The organism is Shewanella sp. MBTL60-112-B2, assembly GCF_019655055.1.
Classification (GTDB): domain Bacteria; phylum Pseudomonadota; class Gammaproteobacteria; order Enterobacterales; family Shewanellaceae; genus Shewanella.
This window is the reverse complement of record NZ_BPFA01000022.1, coordinates 64,310-82,236: the sequence shown is the minus strand read 5'-3', so window position 1 is coordinate 82,236 and position 17,927 is coordinate 64,310. Positions and strand designations below refer to the sequence as shown.

Genomic DNA, 17,927 nt, shown 5'->3' with positions numbered 1-17,927 from the left:
CCGAAGGTCCCCTCCTTTCCCCCGTAGGGCGTATGCGGTATTAGCAGTCGTTTCCAACTGTTATCCCCCTCGACTGGGCAGATACCTAGGCATTACTCACCCGTCCGCCGCTCGTCACCTCAGGAGCAAGCTCCCTTGTGTTACCGCTCGACTTGCATGTGTTAGGCCTGCCGCCAGCGTTCAATCTGAGCCATGATCAAACTCTTCAATTAAAGTTTTGTTTGCTTCATCCACCTTACAAGTAAGGTTAAATCAGCGGCTCAACGAATTCTGTATTACATATTGCTATGAACACTCATTCATTAAGTAATTTTTTGATTGCCTCGTGAGAGACAATTTCGAATAACTTAATCTCTGTGAGTGTCCACACAGATTTGCTTGTCATATTGTTAAAGAGCGGTGCTAATCCTATTAAGAACGAGTCTCTCAGTTAGCAGCCTAAGACGCTAGGTCGTTGGCTTGAGGAGGCGTATTCTACACTTCCTAGTGTCGGCGTCAAGCGCTTATTTTAAGAAGTTTTTCAAGCGATGATTCTTTATACAAGGCACATCATTCGAAGCTCTTAAAGCGTTTGTCACCTGAGGCTAATTCCCGAAGAAGTTAATCTCTCTAACACTGCTGCAAGTCCCGTTCTACCTAAGCTTTCGTTTAGCTAGTTGGCCTGCAGTGCCGTGTCAGTGGATGCGCATTATAGGGATGTGAGATTAAAGCGCAAGGGCAGTTTTCAATAAAATTAGCGTTTTCGAATCAAACGAATAGTTATCAAACGATACGTACAAAAAAGGGGCTAAAAGCCCCTTTTTATCTACTTTACAGTAATAAAGTTAGTTACCGAAGAAGCGAGACTCTTGCTTCGCTTCTATCTCACCATCATCCGTAACCACTTTAAAGTTGATATGGGTCATAGCTCTCGATAGGTCAACGGGGTCTACAGCGACACTGATAGGTAGAGTTAACACCTCTCCACCTTCTATTTTCACTTCTTGTGGTCCAATCCAATCATAGTTAGCTAACCCCTCTACACTCATCTTATATAAGTGGCTGCTCTCTGTCTTATTGAGGATCTTCAGAGTAAAGGTATTCTCAATCAATCCGTCATCTGTTTCTCTGAACAGTTGGTTTCTATCTCGAATAACATCAATACGAATTGGCGCTATCGTTGCCGTTGCATAGATAAACACTAAAATCATTACCGAGAGCACAACACCATAACCAACAAGCTTAGGTCGAAGTACCTTCTGTTTAATCCCTTCTAGTTTATTCTCTGTGGTGTAACTAATAAGGCCTTTTTCATACCCCATACGTTCCATTGTGGTATCGCAGGCATCAATACAAGCACCGCAGTTAATACATTCGTATTGCAAACCATTTCGGATATCGATACCTGTCGGGCATACCTGCACGCATAAGTCACAGTCAATACAGTCACCCAGCCCCATTGCTTTAGGGTCAGCCTTTCTTGATCTTGGTCCACGCGCTTCACCACGCTGAGCATCATAACCAACTATATAAGTGTTCTTGTCGAACATCGCAGACTGAAAACGGGCATAAGGACACATATGCAAACACATGATCTCGCGCATCCAACCTGCATTACCATAGGTCGCAAAGGTGAAGAAGATAACCCAGAAGTAAATCGAACCACTGGCATTTAAGGTGAATACCTCTATATATACTTCACTAGTGGGTACGAAGTAGGAGACGAATGTCATTGCTGTAAGCAAAGAGATTAACAACCAGGATGCGTGTTTCGCCGTTTTTCGCCATAGTTTGTTGAAGCTCCATGGCATTTGGTCGAGCTTGATACGTTTATTACGCGAACCTTCTAACTTTTCTTCAAACCAAATAAAGATAAAAGTCCAAACTGTTTGCGGGCAGGTATAGCCGCACCATACTCTGCCTAAATATGTGGTAATGAAAAACAACCCAAAAGCCGCAATCATTAATAATGCTGCTAACAAGGTAAAGTCTTGCGGCCATATCGTTAAACCAAAGACATGAAATTTTTGCTCTGCAAGATTAAACCAAACAGCTTGACGGTCACCCCAAGGGATCCAAGGTAAGAGTAAAAAGAATAGCATCGCTATCCAGCCCAAGCGACGACGTAAAGTGGTCCATAAGCCTTCTACAGCTCGAACATAGATACGGTTACGCGGATTAAAGCGGTCGGCTTTAGCCGCATCGGGTTGGTGGATTTTGATTCTTTCAGTTTTAGAGAAGTCTTTTTTATTTTGTTCAGCGTTCATTTTGCAGCCTTACAGCTTTAATATTGCAAGAAAACTAGCTTATTATAACGCCTATACTACAAGTTATTCACCTACATAGGACTAAAATATGAAGGGCTGGATCATATTGGCAATAATTGCCGGCACTCTTTACTACCTTTATACCGAAACAGACACCTTGGATGAGCCGATTGCGGAGGTTCAAGGGATTTATCAACAGGCAGAAGACAAGCTGGACAGCATGACAGGCACCCAGATTCAACGTATTGACGATAGAGTCGATTTGTTAAAAACAGATATCGCCGATCGCCTTTCAACAACCGAGCAGCAAGCACTGAAGCTCATAACTCAGTCACAGGCTAAACTCGACGATTTTAAAGATGAATTCTGTGGCAGTGGTGCAAACAGCCACTCTGCATTTAGCAAAGAAAACCAAACCTATATCTGCGATAAACTTAACTAGCGGCACAGTTGCTTAAGCTTTAATAGATATAGTGGCATAAATAGATAATGAAACAGATCTCAGTTACCACATAAACTAGATTGACCTGAGATCTGATTAAGCCTAGCCTTTAACTATTACGGTATTTCAACCAAGTAAAAGGCTATAGGCTCATGACACAACAAGTATCTGACATTTTTGATCCCGAATTATGGGATGTTGTTCCTGGATTTGATTTTGAAGATGTTACCTACCACAGAGCCAAAGATCAGGGCACTGTGCGTATTGCAATTAGTCGTCCTGACTGCTTAAACTCGTTTCGCCCTAAGACCGTCGATGAACTCTATACCGCACTTGACCATGCACGCCAATGGTCTGATATAGGTTGTGTACTATTAACGGGTAATGGCCCATCGGCAAAAGGTCAATGGTCTTTCAGTGCCGGTGGTGATCAACGTATTCGCGGTAAAGATGGTTACAAGTATGAAGGTGCCGAAGAAGGCACGCCTGATGTAGCTCGTATGGGACGTTTACACATATTAGAAGTACAACGCCTAATCCGTTTTATGCCTAAAGTGGTTATCGCAGTAGTCCCTGGCTGGGCTGTTGGCGGTGGTCATAGCTTACATGTGGTGTGCGATCTTACTCTTGCTTCAAAAGAGCACGCGGTATTTAAGCAAACTGACCCAGATGTAGGTAGCTTTGATTCAGGTTACGGCAGTGCTTACCTAGCTAAAATGATTGGTCAGAAGCGTGCTCGTGAAATCTTCTTCTTAGGCTTTAACTACACAGCTGAAGAAGCATTTGATATGGGTATGGTTAACCGCGCAATACCACATCAAGAGTTAGAAGTTGAAGCATTAAAGTGGGCTAAAGAGATTAACTCTAAGTCACCAACTGCAATGCGCATGTTGAAGTATGGCTTTAACCTACCAGATGACGGCCTAGTTGGTCAGCAGCTGTTCGCAGGCGAAGCAACTCGTTTAGCTTACGGGACTGAAGAAGCACGTGAGGGACGTGATGCATTCTTAGAAAAACGCGATCAAGACTTCTCTTCATTCCCTTGGCACTATTAATGATCTCGCGTTAGGCAGCTAAATAGTAAAACTGATAAACCCATCAGTATTGATGGGTTTATAACCAAAGCATCTTTTCAATCGACAAATCCAATCAAACTAATCTATATAAACCCCTTACAATTGCAAATGATAACCATTATCATTTAATCAACTTAAACAGGGGGACCTACAATGATTAAAACCATGACTTTTGCGATACTTCACTTTGGTGTAGCTTTTACTATCACTTACCTATTAACCGGAAGCGTAGTCATAGGTGGTGCAGTGGCGTTAATCGAGCCAGCAGTCAACACAGTAGTGTTCTATTTCCACGAGAAAGTTTGGAAAGGTATCGAATCTAAAAATACCTTAGCAGTCGCCTCAGCTTAGGTGAGTCATTACTCTTTATCTGCACTATTCAGGCCGAGCTTGTTCGCCAAGGGCGCTATAGCCCCCCCTTGAATAAAGACGGAAAATAGTACGATAAAGAAAACCATATGCACAATATCTAGCGCCCCAGGCACTCCTGCAGCGGCAGGGATCAATGCAAATACAATGGGCGTAGCCCCCTTTAAGCCAATGGAAGAGATAAACAATCGTTTTTTCCAACTCGCTTTAACAAATGGCAGATAACAAAGCTGTACTGCCAATGGCCTAGCAACCAGGATTAACAATACTGCAGGTAATAATGAACTCACAAATACCGCTGCTAATGACTGCGGGAAGATCTGTAAGCCCAATACAATAAACATCAATGCCTGAGCCAGCCAAGATAAGCTATTGAAGAAATGCTGATTAACTAACTGCCCGCGCTTAATACCATTTCCGATCACTACACCAGCAATATAAGAAGCCAATAAGATGTTGCCCCCTAGCATCTCTGCGCCGTAGGTTGCCACCACAAAGCTGGCGAGCACAAATACAGGAATAAGACCAAACTCAGATAGATGAATGCGATTAAGCAACAATACCGCGACTTTAGCCACCAGCCAACCAACGACCATTGCCACACCAATTTGAGTGACCAGCTCGATGGCAATTTCAGATGCGACCACACTCTTGCTGCTTGAAAGCGCCATATCGGTTAAAAATATCACCAACAACATAGCTACCGGGTCATTGGTCGCCGACTCAAACTCCAATACGGTATCGGTTTGCTCTTTTAGCTTAAGCTTTTTAGATTCAATAATAGAAAACACAGCTGCAGCATCGGTGGATGACACTATAGCGGCAAAAAGAAGGCAGGTAATAAAGTCGAAGTCCAGCAGACCATACAAGATGACGGCAAAAATTAGTGTGGTAAACAGCACGCCAAATGAGGCCAGCACGCCACCTTCTTTATAGGCAACTTTGATTTTATCGGTTGAGGTATTAATACCGCCGACAAACACAATCATGTTCAGCGCTAGCCCACCTATCCAGGCTGTTTTATCTAAATCATCATAGACGAAGTTAAACTCACCGTTACCTAGCATGAGGCCTACCCCCATAAAGATCAGTAATGAGGGGATACCTAAAGTTCGCGAAGGGTGATGCAGTAAAATGCCGACTAATATCAGAACAGACATACCAATCATGACCATTTCAGTCGTCATAGGAGTACCTTTATTAAGTTTTTAAATGAGATTAAGTCATGCCTGCGTATTGAGGATAGCCGCAAAAAAATGACATTGATTTGAATACATCGATTATTGTTACTGATGATTGGTACAAATATGTGGCAAACACATATTGTCATAAAAGTTTAATAATAAATTTATCCTGCGTTCTAATAACCGAAACATAACATATTTGCCCTCACCAATTGTTAAATTTAGCTTAACCCGAAGTGAACATTAGCTCAGCTCAATAAATCCGATATTGCATTATTCTCCTGCAAAGCCCATCTATAGCTATCTCGAGCAATATCTTTCGTCACTTAAGAAACTCTATCTGAATTATTGTTCATGTAACAAAAAACAAATCCCTCATTTAAAACAGTAAAGACTAATAAACAATTAAACCGCTTTTCAGCGTCAGCCACTCCGAACCGCAGTCACATAACTGTCATATTTCTCTGTCTTAATGCGCTTGCCTTCAGTGAGGCATTAACTTGGTTTTGTAAATAACTCGTATCTAAGCGACCAAACAATAGAGTGGAAATCGTAATGAAAAAAGTATTTGGCTTGTTAACCGCAGTAGGTCTAATGACAGCACCACTTGCTCAGGCAAGCACAGTAACAGTATCAGGTTCAACGTCTGTAGCCCATGTAATGGAAGTGCTAGCAGAGAATTATCAAAACAACACTAACACCAGTGTGGAAGTACAAAGTACTGGCTCGTCAGCTGGTATTCGTGCCGCGAAAGATGGTACCAGCATGATCGGCATGTCTTCACGCAATGTGAAAGACAACGAACTTAACAGTGATACCAAAGAAGTTGTCATTGCCCGCGACGGTATTGCAGCCGCTGTAAATAATGCCAACCCGGTAAAAAATCTAACTCAAGAACAAATATCTAAGATTTACCGTGGTGAAATTAAAAACTGGAGCCAAGTCGGTGGCGAATCTCGCCCTATCGTTGTGGTGACTCGTGAAAACGGCTCGGGGACTCGTGGCGCGTTTGAAGAGATTATGAAACTACAGCGCACTATTAACGGCCATAAAGTAACTGCTATTTCACCAACGGCTCAGGTTGGTAACGGCAACGGCATGATTAAGACGATAGTTGCCAACAATCCTTACGCAATTGGTTATATATCGCTAGGTAGCGTTGATAGCAGTTTGCGCGCTATCGATGTAAACGGTGTAGCAGCGACCGATGACAACATTGCTACTGGTGACTACCAAATAGCTCGCCCTTTTATCGTATTAATTGATAAAAACGCACCAGACAATGCCAACAACTTCATTGAATACATTCTCTCTGAAGATGGACAGAAGATTGTGGCTGAAGAAGGCTACATCCGCGTTCAGTAACATCACCTTAAATACAGAGGAACAGCGGTTCCTCTGTATCGATTGATTCAGTTTTACATAGATGTATAGGTTAAATCATGACTACAGCCAGTAAAGCACAACCCCAAGGATTGCAGCTTGCCCCCGCTAAGTCCTATGACTGGAAAGAGATGAGCTTTCATCTACTTTTCTTAAGCTGCGCCATGGTAGGCGTACTTTCAGTTGCTACCATTGGATGGTTTGTTTTTAGTGAAGGCCTACCCGCTTTTAAAGAAGCTGGCGTGTCAGAAATGCTACTCGGTAAAGACTGGCTGCCACCAGCGCTATTCGGCCTGCTACCTATGATGGTGGCATCATTAATATCAACCGCAGGTGCAGTCATCATTGGTGTACCTATCGCGTTACTTACGGCGGTATTTCTTGCCGAGCTGGCACCAAACTGGTTAGCCAATATTATCCGCCCAGCGGTTGAGTTGCTAGCAGGCATTCCATCTGTGGTTTACGGCTTCTTCGGCTTGGTCATTATCGTACCGGCCATCGAGAGCATTTTTAATATTCCAGCAGGCAACACCATACTCGCCGGTATCATTGTATTAGCCATCATGATCTTACCGACGGTTATTACGATTTCAGAAACCTCACTTAGAGCGTTGCCATCAACATACAAAGAAGCTGCACTAGCATTAGGTGCATCGCATATTTTCAGTATATTCAAAGTACTTATTCCTGCGGCTCGCAGTGGTATTTACACAGGCATAGCCTTAGGTGTCGCCCGCGCAATTGGCGAAACTATGGCGATTATCATGGTGATGGGCAACGCTCCAGCCATGCCAGGCTCAATTTTAGAGCCAGCTAGAACCTTGACTGCCAATATCGCCATGGAGATGTCATACGCCACAGGGATCCATGCCAACGCCCTATACTCGACAGGCATAGTGTTACTGGCCTTTATCGTATTACTAAACGGTTCACTGCTTTATCTCAACAGAAAACGAGCTCACTAATGATACAAATTTCACGAGAGACTCAAGATAGATTGATGCTGGGTGCCATTTGGGGCGCAGCAGCAACCACGCTGCTATTTTTACTCTGGGTGGTTTGGCACATATTAAGTAACGGCCTTGACCATGTCAGTTGGGAGTTTATTACAGGCGCCTATACTCGTATCGGCGAAGCCTCTGGTATTTGGGCTATGATAGTTTCCACCGTGTATATGGTTGGCCTATCACTCACCTTTGCCGCACCAATTGGCATCATGACGGCCATTTACTTAACCGAATATGCTGCCCCGGGTAGTAAAGTGGTACAAGTCATACGTTTCTGCACCGAATCATTAGCGGGTATTCCGTCTATTGTTTACGGCCTATTTGGTATGACGTTCTTTGTCACCACCTTAGGGCTAGGGTTTTCTATCCTTTCCGGTGCGCTAACACTGGCTATGTTGATTTTGCCTGTGATCATCCGCACTACAGAGGAAGCGTTACTATCCGTACCTATGAGCTACCGCGAAGGCGGTTATGCACTGGGCAGTTCTAAAATCTACACCATCTGCCGCCTAGTATTACCAAGCGCTCTGCCAGGTATAGTGACCTCGATTATTTTAAGTACTGGCCGCGTAATTGGTGAATCTGCGCCGGTGTTTTTAACTGCCGGTATGGTGACTCAAATCCCTGAGTCGGTCTTGGAATCTGGCCGAACCTTAACTGTTCACCTTTATAAACTAACCCAAGAGCTGTTTACCCAGCACGAGTGGGATCAAGCTTATGCTACCGCTACCGTACTCATTGTATTAGTACTGTTATTAAACATGGCAACCAAAGTGATTGCCTCACGTTTAAATAAATCATCTAAGTAAGGTTATCTCCATGAATAAGCTAGAAGTGAACAACTTAAACCTATTTTACGGCGACAACCATGCGCTAAAGAATATCTCATTAGCCATACCTGCTCGCCAAGTAACCGCATTAATTGGTCCATCAGGCTGCGGTAAATCAACTCTACTGCGCACACTAAACCGTATGAATGATTTAGTTGCTGGAGTGAAGATAAATGGCGATGTGATGTTTGATGGCAGCAATATCTATCAAGATATTGATGTAAAACATCTCAGAATGCGAGTGGGTATGGTGTTTCAAAAGCCTAACCCTTTTCCAATGAGTATCTATGAGAATGTGGCTTTTGGACTTAGAGCTCAAGGCATTAAAGATAAGCAAGTGCTAGACGATACTGTTGAGGAGTCTTTGCGTAGTGCAGCCCTATGGGATGAAGTAAAAGATAGGTTAAACACCCCTGCATTTGGCTTATCAGGCGGGCAGCAGCAACGCCTTTGTATTGCTCGCACTATCGCGATGAAGCCTGAGGTTATTTTAATGGATGAACCTACCAGCGCACTCGATCCGATAGCCACTCACAAAATTGAAGAGTTGATGGATGAATTACGCAAACAATTCACTATTGTTATTGTGACTCATTCGATGAACCAAGCCAAACGGATCTCTGATAAGACCGCCTTCTTCTGGATGGGAGAACTGGTTGAGCATGGCGAAACCACACAGATATTTAGTCGCCCGCTAGATCAGAGAACTCAGGGCTATGTTAGTGGAGAGTTTGGTTAATCAAGATGACGCTCACTCTAAACAGTGAGCGTTTCTTTATCTACCTATAGTACATAAGAGCAAGGTTATCGATCGCGCTCACCATTTAAAATACTGACTTTTCGCCATGAGCTTGTTTAAGCTGCATTATTAAGATAGCTTCGGTAGATAGATTTATTGATTAAAGAGGCGCTCGTACATGGAAAGAATAAGAGAAGCTCAAGAATACCTGCAGCAAGAGTTTGAGATCTATAACAACGCATCCAGCAAAAAACTCCCGGAACTCGATATTAACTGCCCAGACAACCTCGAGACAATGTTAGAGTTTATCACCCGCAGAGAATCTCTAAAGCAAACAAAAAAACTCAACTACCCACCAGCAGCCAAACTCAAGTCGGCTATAGCAGACACTTTGTTATTGCTAGATAATTTCGATATGAAAGTGTTTAAAGAGAAGGGTGCTAAAGAAAGTAAAGTCTAGGATAGTAATAATATAAGCATGGAAAACTTATAATATAAATATGACCAGCTTTAACAGTGCCAGCTTATATTGAAACACAAAATCAAACTCTCGATAACCACGCATTAACCATGCGTTTTTGAGAAATGATTGTTTTAATTTGAGAACTTGCTAATAAAAAATCTGTTCCTATAATGCCTAAAACCGGAGCGTCCACAAACGTTCCGGTTTTTTTGTGCCTGAAATAAACTCAGGAATTAACTTAATATCCGATGAAATATTGTTTTATCGGCGGTTTTGCTGCGCGCAAAATCCATGTGAGGAATAAACTATGCGTATTGAACAAGATTTAAAGTTAGGTTTCAAAGATGTTCTTATCCGACCTAAACGTTCAACGTTAAAGAGCCGTTCTCAAGTAGACTTAAATCGTCAATTTACTTTTAAGCATAGTGGCAAGACCTGGTCTGGCGTGCCTATTATTGCCGCCAACATGGATTCTGTCGCGAGCTTCGAAATGGCGGCTAGCCTAGCCCAGCACAATGTAATGACCGCAGTGCATAAGCACTATAGTGTCGAGCAGTGGGGTGAATTTGTTGCTAACCAGAGTGCTGATGTACTACAGCATGTTATGGTTTCAAGCGGCACCTCTGACACCGACTTCATTAAACTTAGTGAAATTTTAGCACTGTCAGAAGATCTTAATTTCATCTGTATCGACATTGCTAACGGCTATTCAGAGCACCTAGTGGATTACGTTCGCAAAGTAAGAGAAGCACACCCGATGAAAGTGATCAGCGCTGGTAACGTGGTTACTGGTGACATGGTTGAAGAGCTTATTATTGCTGGCGCAGATATCGTTAAAGTGGGTATTGGCCCAGGCTCTGTATGTACCACTCGCGTTAAGACGGGTGTTGGCTATCCACAGCTTTCAGCCATTATCGAATGTGCCGATGCTGCACATGGTTTAGGTGGTCAAATCATTGGTGACGGTGGTTGTAGCTGTGCCGGTGACGTAGCAAAAGCCTTCGGTGGCGGCGCTGACTTCGTTATGCTTGGCGGTATGCTTGCAGGCCATGAAGAAAGCGGTGGGGAAGTGATTGAACAAGATGGCAAAACCATGGTTAAGTTCTACGGTATGTCATCACAATCAGCAATGGACAAACACTCTGGTGGTGTTGCTAAGTACCGCGCCGCAGAAGGCAAGACTGTATTACTACCATTTAAAGGTAGCGTGGATAACACCATTAACGACATTATGGGTGGCGTACGCTCAACTTGTACCTATGTTGGTGCAGCGTCTCTAAAAGAGCTAACTAAGCGTACTACGTTTATTCGTGTGCAAGAGCAAGAGAACAACGTTTACGGTAAAGAGTAAATCATTATCTAACGCTAACAAGGATATAAGTGATTAGCGTTTATATAGATTATATTTTATTAGTAAGCGGTTCTGTTTAATAAGTTTTAAACAATTATCGGCTTAACGGATTAAATATAGAAACGGCTACCTAGGTAGCCGTTTATTATTTAACGCATTGCTAAACTATTACTTATTCAACGGTAACTGACTTAGCCAAGTTACGTGGTTGGTCAACATCAGTACCTTTAATCAAGGCTACATGATAAGAAAGCAATTGTAGTGGGATGGTATAAATTAGCGGTGCCATAAACTCATCACAATGAGGAACAGGGATCACCTTCATGGTGTCATCCGACTCAAACTCTGCGTCCTTATCAGCAAATACATACATCAAGCCACCACGTGCACGAACTTCTTCGACATTAGACTTTAGCTTCTCTAGCAATTCGTTATTAGGTGCAACCACAATAACTGGCATATCGGCATCGATAAGCGCTAGTGGACCGTGCTTAAGTTCACCAGATGCATACGCTTCTGCGTGAATATAAGAGATCTCTTTAAGTTTAAGTGCACCTTCCATCGCGATAGGGTATTGATCGCCACGACCTAAAAATAGTGCGTGATGCTTATCGGCAAAGTCTTCAGCGAGCTCTGCGATAGCATCATCTAGGCCTAATGCTTGCTCAACTTTAGCAGGCATTGAAAGTAAGCTTTGGCTGATCTCAGCCTGCATTTCATCAGACATGCCGTTATAACGACCGATAGCCGATGTTAGCATTAATAGACCCGCTAACTGCACAGTAAAGGCTTTAGTCGAAGCTACACCAATTTCAGCCCCGGCTTTCATCATGTAAGCCATATCTGATTCACGTACTAGTGACGAGCCCGGAGCATTACAAATCGTCAGCGTTGCTTTGTAGCCCATCTCTTTGGCTAAACGCATTGCCGCTAACGTATCGGCAGTTTCACCAGATTGTGAAATTGTGACTAACAGACTATTTGGGAACAGGTGCGACTTGCGGTAACGGAACTCTGATGCGATTTCAACATTACAAGACACGCCCGCCCAATCTTCTAACCAGTAGCGCGCAGCCATACCGGCATGGTAGCTAGTACCACAAGCGATGATCTGTACGTGCTTAATGTCTTTTAAGAACTCAGCAGCATTATCACCAAAAGCAGTATCTAACACTTTACCACCCGCAATACGGCCTTCAAGCGTGCGTGCGATTGCTGTTGGCTGCTCGTAGATCTCTTTTAGCATGTAGTGACGGTATTCACCTTTGTCACCAGCGTCATGAGTCACTTCAGATTCTTTGACTTCACGCTCAACCGGATTGCCATCAACATCAAAAATATTTACTTCACGGCGAGTCACTTCCGCCACATCACCTTCTTCTAAGAAAGCGAATGAACGAGTAACGGGTAGTAGCGCTAGTTGATCAGAGGCAACAAAGTTTTCGCCAAGGCCATAACCGATAACCAGTGGGCTACCAGAGCGAGCCACTATCATGCGTTCGCTATCAGTACGGTCGATTACCACTGTGCCGTAAGCACCTTCAAGTTGCTTTACCGTTGCTTGAACTGCAGCAAGCAGTGTGTCATGAGTCTTTAACTCGTGGTGTACTAAGTGACAGATAACCTCAGTGTCAGTGTCTGACGCAAAGCTATAACCTAAGCCTTTAAGCATCTCACGTAGTTTATTGTGGTTTTCGATAATACCGTTATGCACTACCGCAATATTGCCTTCAGACTGGTGCGGGTGAGCATTACGCTCACTTGGCTCACCGTGAGTTGCCCAACGCGTGTGAGCGATACCGGTACCACCAGCTAAAGGTGCAGCATCAAGCGCAGCAGACAGTTCTTGTACCTTACCTACACGGCGAGTTCTGTTTAACTCACCGTTATTAAGTACCGCTACACCCGCTGAATCATAACCACGGTATTCTAGACGTCTTAAACCTTCAACAAGGATTTCAGCTACATCTCTTTGCGCTACTGCGCCAACGATTCCACACATATTAGTTACCTAGACTCTCTATGAGAGTTAAATTTAAAGTTAAAAATTGAATTTGAAAGTAGATAATTTTATCAAGCTGTTTGCTTGTTATCGTTACCCAGCATAGGGCGCAAGAATGACGCGCACCCCATGGTTAGAAATTGTCTCTAGTGCTTCGCTAGGCAACTTATCGTCTGTTACCAGCACACTAATCTTGCTCCAAGGCAGCTCTAAGTTTGGAATGCGTCTGCCCAGTTTTTCCGACTCAAGCATCACCACTACTTCACGAGACACTTCCGCCATGACCTTACTTAGACCGGTGAGCTCGTTGAAGGTGGTGGTGCCACGTTCAAGGTCGATACCGTCTGCACCAATAAACAGCTGGTCAAAGTTGTATGAGCGTAGCACTTGCTCGGCAATCTGACCTTGGAAGGACTCAGAATGGGGGTCCCAGGTACCACCAGTCATTAATAAGGTCGGCTCGTTTTCAAGATCATGAATTGCGTTAGCCAGTGCGAGTGAGTTGGTCATCACTAATAGGCCGCGCTTGTTATTAAGCTCGCCGATTAAGCCTGAGGTAGTGCTGCCACTGTCGATAATGATGCGATTGTGATCATTAATCAGTTCGGCGGCGGCCTTGGCGATAGATAATTTATTCGGAGCTATTTTGGCAGAAAACTGCTGCGTGACCTCATCAGGCACGGCAACCGCTCCACCGTAACGACGTAACAATAGACCTGTTTTTTCCAAGGTGGCTAAGTCTTTACGAATAGTCACTTCGGAGGTTTCGAAACGTAAGGATAACTCCTCAACACTCACCTCGCCTTGCTGATTAAGCAGGCTAATAATGCTGTGGCGTCGCTGTTGAGTGTTTCGTTTGTTCATAAAACCTTTCGTTAAGTTTCGTTTCGAAAGAAGTATTATAGTAAAACGAAACTTAATTACCAGTTTTGATTCTATTCAAAAGTTAAAAAGCTGGTGGTTAGATACAAAAAAGCCCCAACCAGAGGTTGAGGCTTTAATACTTTATTTCAGTTAATAACCTGTATTAGATTAGAACTTAGCTTCCAGTGCTAGGCTAAAGTGACGTCCTTCACCAACAGTCACATCAGTATTAGTACCACCAGCTAAGTAATCAGTATCAAATAGGTTTTTAACGTTAACACGTACGCTGACATCACTACCCATTACGTCCATAGTGTATGCCGCGCCCATATCGAATCGCACATAACCGTCTTTACTAATGCTGTTACTAGTATTCGCAAAACGCTCACCCACATAGATGGCACCGAAGTTAAGCGCTAAATCATCGGTCATCTCGTAACGCGTCCATACGTTTGCTGACCACTCTGGTGCATCAACTGGCGTCTTGCCATTTAAGCTATCAGTTTCAGGACGAAGATACTCTGCATCTAGGTACATCATAGAGCCCGTCATAAACCAGCTATCGCTAACTTGACCTTGAGCGCCCATTTCAAAACCTTTATGACGCTGTTCACCAGACTGAGTTGTAATAGTTTGGCTGCTACCTTCAATTTCTTCGGTTACCGTCACATTTGATACTGTAATATCAAAAACCGCACCGGTTAATAGTAAGCTACCGTCAAACAGTTCCCACTTAGTACCAACTTCATATTGCTCGCCGTACTCAGGATCTAAGTTCTTTCCATCATTAACATCATCAATGTTGTTTACTATCCCTTGAGGTGTGAAGCTCTTAGAGTAGTTAACGTAGATGCTACCGTTGTCTGCTGGTGAGTAGATAACGCCAAACTTAGGTGATACTGCATAACTGTTGTTACCGGCACCGTCTTTCTTCTGCTCGTCGTAACGCACGCCAGCGAGTACTTGCCACTCATCAGTGATAGAAACTAAGTCTTGGACGTAGAAGCCGTAATGCTTGTACTCACTTTCATATTTAGTTTCATCACGATTGTAATCAAGATCTGGTTTAGGCATTGGTTGACCCGGCATCACCACTTGATTCTTGTCGCCAGACTCTTTTAACTGACCATAATAGTAATCTAGCATATTAGCGCCGATTAGCAGTTGATGCTCAATATCACCTGTGTAGAAGTTACCAGTGAAATCAACAAAACCAGTTTTATGCTGCCAATCATCATGGCGATCAAATGGGCTAACGTAATAACCATCGGTAAATGGATCTTCAGAACCACTGATCAATGATGGAGAAGAGTCCAGACGTTGGCGATTAAACTGCTGATCGTTATAACCGGCCTTAACCTTCCAGTCATCAGACAGGTGATAAGTTAGCTCTGCACCAAGATTAGAAATGGTGTTATCGGTAAACGCCCAAGGTTGATCCCAGATGATATCGCGGCCACCAATCAAGTCACCGCTGCTGTCTAACCAACCACCACGGTCGATGCCAGTCTTATCTTGCGTATGATCATATTTAAGCGACAACATTAAGTCATCAGTAATATCAAACTCTAGGTTCAAGTAGCCCAACCAGCGATCACGCTCCTGATTAGTGCCATCTTGGTATTCACGCCAATAAGTTGTGTCTTGCTTAACTAGCACAGTACGGTAACGAATCGTCTCAGCTTCGTTTAAGCTACCACCCGCATCTAGCTGAAAACGTGTTGAACCGTGCTCATCGGTGTCGAAACCGATATCAAGCATAGTCTCGTAGGTTGGCTTCTTAGTCACCATGTTGATCAGTCCGCCAGGGCCTGACTGGCCATAAAGCATGCTAGATGGACCTTTTAACACTTCAACTTGCTGCAGAGTTTCAATTGGCTGTACATAGTGAGACCACTGCTGCTGACCATTAATCAAGAAACCAGAACCTGAAGAAAGTTCAAAACCACGAATGTTGAATACTTGACGGTTCCACTTTTCAGAGCCGCCAGTAACACTAGAATCGTTAACCAATACTTCTGAAAGGTTAGTTGCTAACTGCTCGTCAGTAACAAAATCAGGGATAACTGTGACAGATTGAGGCGTGTCTAAGATGTCGATATCACCACGCATTGCACCTGAAGATGAGCCTGCGTTGTAGTCGTTAAAACTACGACCCATAACGCTGATACGCTCAATATTCGGCTCTGCCACAATGGTAGATCCAACACTTGCATCTTCAGCCAAAACTGATGATGAAGCGAGTGCAGCAACAATTGCTAAGCCAACGCGAGAAAACTTAAATGACGTCCCGACAGACATATCCAACCCCAACAATGAAACATGAATGTAATATTTGAGTCGCAATATAAATGAGAACTATTTTTATTTAAGTTTCTTTACACTTCTTTACAGTGGTGAGTGACGCACTTCAAAATTACCATAGATAATAAACATTTATAACCACAAATGTATCAAGAAGTAACCTAGAAGCTGACTATAATGTACTCGAAAAATTTAAGCAGAACATAGCTATAGCTGACTACATAAAAAGCAAAAAAAGCGGCTTAATAGCCGCTTTTTTTAAAGTATCTAGTCGTTACTTTTTCAGTTTAACTGGTCGCGGCCAACCAGATAAATGACGCTGTTTAACACGAGTAATCACTAACTCGTTTGCCGCCACATCTTTGGTAATGGTTGAACCAGCACCTAAGGTTGCGCCTTTACCAATTGTTACTGGCGCTACTAGTTGAGTATCACTACCAACAAACACATTGTCTTCGATAATGGTTTGGAACTTGTTAGCACCATCATAGTTACAAGTAATGGTACCTGCACCAATGTTTACGCCACTACCAATTGTCGCATCGCCAATATAGGCTAAGTGACCCGCTTTAGAGCCTTTACCTAATACCGCTTTCTTCATTTCAACGAAGTTGCCAATATGCGCATCTTCTTTAAGTTCAGCGCCAGGGCGTAAACGCGCAAAAGGTCCAGCACTAGCGGCTTCACCTATTTTAGCGCTCTCAACAATTGAATATGGCTTAATTACCGCGTTGTCAGCAATGTCACAATCAATAAGGATCGCGCCTGCACCAATAGTCACGTTATTACCTATGGTTACAGTGCCTTCGATAATAACATTGACGTCGATCATCACGTCCATACCAACAGTGACATCACCACGAATATCGATACGAGCAGGATCACGCAGGTTCGCGCCTTCAAGCATAAGCTTTTCAGCCGCGCGAGCTTGGTAAGCGCGCTCTAGTTGCGCGAGCTGTACGCGATTGTTTGCACCTTCTACTTCGATAGCAGATTCAGGCTGTGATGTAGTAATAGCCACTCCATCGTTATGTGCCATTGCCACTATATCGGTAAGGTAATACTCACCTTGGGCATTATCTGATGACAACTGACCTAACCAAGCTTTTAACTGCTTACCAGGTGCCGCCATAATGCCTGTATTAACCTCATTAATTGCAAGCTGCTCGGCATTAGCATCTTTTTGTTCAACAATGCCAACAACACTACCTTGCTCACGTACGATACGGCCATAACCCGTTGGATTAGGAAGGTTAACCGTTAAAATAGCTAAGCCGTTTTCTTCACGGGCAGCTAATAATGATTCAAGGGTAGAGGCTTGGATTAGTGGCACATCGCCATAAAGAATTAATACCGTGTCATCATCGCCAATATGGCTATTTGCTTGTGCAACAGCATGACCTGTGCCTAACTGCTCGGCTTGAAGTACCCAATTAAGTTGCTGCTCACCCAGTTTTGCTTGTAGCTTATCGGCGCCATAACCATAAACCAGTTGAATAGCATCGCTACCTACTTGGTGAGCGGTATCAATAACATGCTGAACCATGCTCTTATGGGCGATAGGGTGAAGAACTTTAGGAAGATCTGAGCGCATGCGGGTTCCCTTGCCTGCGGCCAAAATCACTACATTCAGTGCCATCGATATATCCTTTAGCTAATGCTTTAAC

15 protein-coding genes and 1 rRNA gene are annotated in these 17,927 nt (G+C 43.5%); 9 read left to right on the top strand and 7 right to left on the bottom strand.

Features of this window, described 5'->3' with window-relative positions; all coding sequences use genetic code 11:
• Positions 1 to 212 (bottom strand): 16S ribosomal RNA (locus tag K5Q73_RS14275); the annotation flags it as partial.
• 612 nt (positions 213 to 824) lie between these two features.
• Positions 825 to 2,246, bottom strand: a complete 1,422-nt coding sequence (gene ccoG, locus K5Q73_RS14270) for a cytochrome c oxidase accessory protein CcoG (protein ID WP_220764253.1) — start codon at positions 2,244 to 2,246, stop codon at positions 825 to 827.
• Between the two features lie 88 nt (positions 2,247 to 2,334).
• Here ccoG and K5Q73_RS14265 point away from each other — a divergent pair, with 88 nt between their 5' ends.
• The 3 genes from K5Q73_RS14265 (at position 2,335) to K5Q73_RS14255 (ending at position 4,115) form a co-directional block, all read left to right on the top strand.
• A complete protein-coding gene (locus K5Q73_RS14265; RefSeq protein WP_220764251.1) occupies positions 2,335 to 2,688 on the top strand; it encodes a hypothetical protein in 354 nt (117 codons plus the stop codon).
• A 152-nt stretch (positions 2,689 to 2,840) separates the two neighbouring features.
• Entirely contained in the window at positions 2,841 to 3,743 is a 903-nt protein-coding gene (locus K5Q73_RS14260; RefSeq protein ID WP_220764249.1) for a 1,4-dihydroxy-2-naphthoyl-CoA synthase, read from the top strand.
• A gap of 174 nt (positions 3,744 to 3,917) precedes the next feature.
• A complete protein-coding gene (locus K5Q73_RS14255) occupies positions 3,918 to 4,115 on the top strand; it encodes a DUF2061 domain-containing protein (RefSeq protein ID WP_220764247.1) in 198 nt (65 codons plus the stop codon).
• 8 nt (positions 4,116 to 4,123) lie between these two features.
• On the opposite strand, the gene K5Q73_RS14250 is transcribed toward K5Q73_RS14255, so the two are convergent.
• Positions 4,124 to 5,320, bottom strand: coding sequence for a potassium/proton antiporter (locus K5Q73_RS14250; RefSeq protein WP_220764245.1), 1,197 nt, complete (start codon positions 5,318 to 5,320; stop codon positions 4,124 to 4,126).
• Positions 5,321 to 5,872: 552 nt separating this feature from the next.
• On the opposite strand from K5Q73_RS14250, the gene K5Q73_RS14245 reads away from it, so the two are divergent.
• From K5Q73_RS14245 to K5Q73_RS14220, 6 genes are all read left to right on the top strand, one after another.
• Positions 5,873 to 6,682 (top strand): phosphate ABC transporter substrate-binding protein, encoded by an 810-nt coding sequence (locus K5Q73_RS14245; protein ID WP_220764243.1) that lies wholly within the window; start codon positions 5,873 to 5,875, stop codon positions 6,680 to 6,682.
• A gap of 77 nt (positions 6,683 to 6,759) precedes the next feature.
• On the top strand, positions 6,760 to 7,665 hold the full coding sequence (pstC, locus tag K5Q73_RS14240; RefSeq protein WP_220764241.1) for a phosphate ABC transporter permease subunit PstC: 906 nt from the start codon (positions 6,760 to 6,762) through the stop codon (positions 7,663 to 7,665).
• Positions 7,665 to 8,516, top strand: a complete 852-nt coding sequence (gene pstA / locus K5Q73_RS14235) for a phosphate ABC transporter permease PstA (RefSeq protein WP_220764239.1) — start codon at positions 7,665 to 7,667, stop codon at positions 8,514 to 8,516. Before pstC ends, pstA begins: the two co-directional genes overlap by 1 nt.
• A 10-nt stretch (positions 8,517 to 8,526) precedes the next feature.
• Positions 8,527 to 9,276, top strand: coding sequence for a phosphate ABC transporter ATP-binding protein PstB (pstB, locus tag K5Q73_RS14230; RefSeq protein ID WP_220764237.1), 750 nt, complete (start codon positions 8,527 to 8,529; stop codon positions 9,274 to 9,276).
• A 178-nt stretch (positions 9,277 to 9,454) separates the two neighbouring features.
• Positions 9,455 to 9,736, top strand: coding sequence for a hypothetical protein (locus tag K5Q73_RS14225; RefSeq protein WP_220764235.1), 282 nt, complete (start codon positions 9,455 to 9,457; stop codon positions 9,734 to 9,736).
• Between the two features lie 310 nt (positions 9,737 to 10,046).
• A complete protein-coding gene (locus K5Q73_RS14220; protein WP_220764234.1) occupies positions 10,047 to 11,090 on the top strand; it encodes a GMP reductase in 1,044 nt (347 codons plus the stop codon).
• A 172-nt stretch (positions 11,091 to 11,262) separates the two neighbouring features.
• Here the strand turns inward: K5Q73_RS14220 and glmS are convergent, their stop codons facing one another.
• The 4 genes from glmS to glmU form a co-directional block, all read right to left on the bottom strand.
• Positions 11,263 to 13,092 (bottom strand): glutamine--fructose-6-phosphate transaminase (isomerizing), encoded by a 1,830-nt coding sequence (glmS, locus tag K5Q73_RS14215; protein WP_220764226.1) that lies wholly within the window; start codon positions 13,090 to 13,092, stop codon positions 11,263 to 11,265.
• Positions 13,093 to 13,185: 93 nt separating this feature from the next.
• On the bottom strand, positions 13,186 to 13,956 hold the full coding sequence (locus K5Q73_RS14210; protein ID WP_220764224.1) for a DeoR/GlpR family DNA-binding transcription regulator: 771 nt from the start codon (positions 13,954 to 13,956) through the stop codon (positions 13,186 to 13,188).
• A gap of 168 nt (positions 13,957 to 14,124) precedes the next feature.
• Positions 14,125 to 16,257 carry a TonB-dependent siderophore receptor gene (locus K5Q73_RS14205; RefSeq protein WP_220764222.1) on the bottom strand — a complete coding sequence of 711 codons (2,133 nt, stop codon included), beginning with the start codon at positions 16,255 to 16,257 and terminating at the stop codon, positions 14,125 to 14,127.
• A gap of 277 nt (positions 16,258 to 16,534) precedes the next feature.
• A complete protein-coding gene (gene glmU, locus K5Q73_RS14200; protein ID WP_220764220.1) occupies positions 16,535 to 17,899 on the bottom strand; it encodes a bifunctional UDP-N-acetylglucosamine diphosphorylase/glucosamine-1-phosphate N-acetyltransferase GlmU in 1,365 nt (454 codons plus the stop codon).
• Between the last annotated feature and the right edge of the window lie 28 nt (positions 17,900 to 17,927).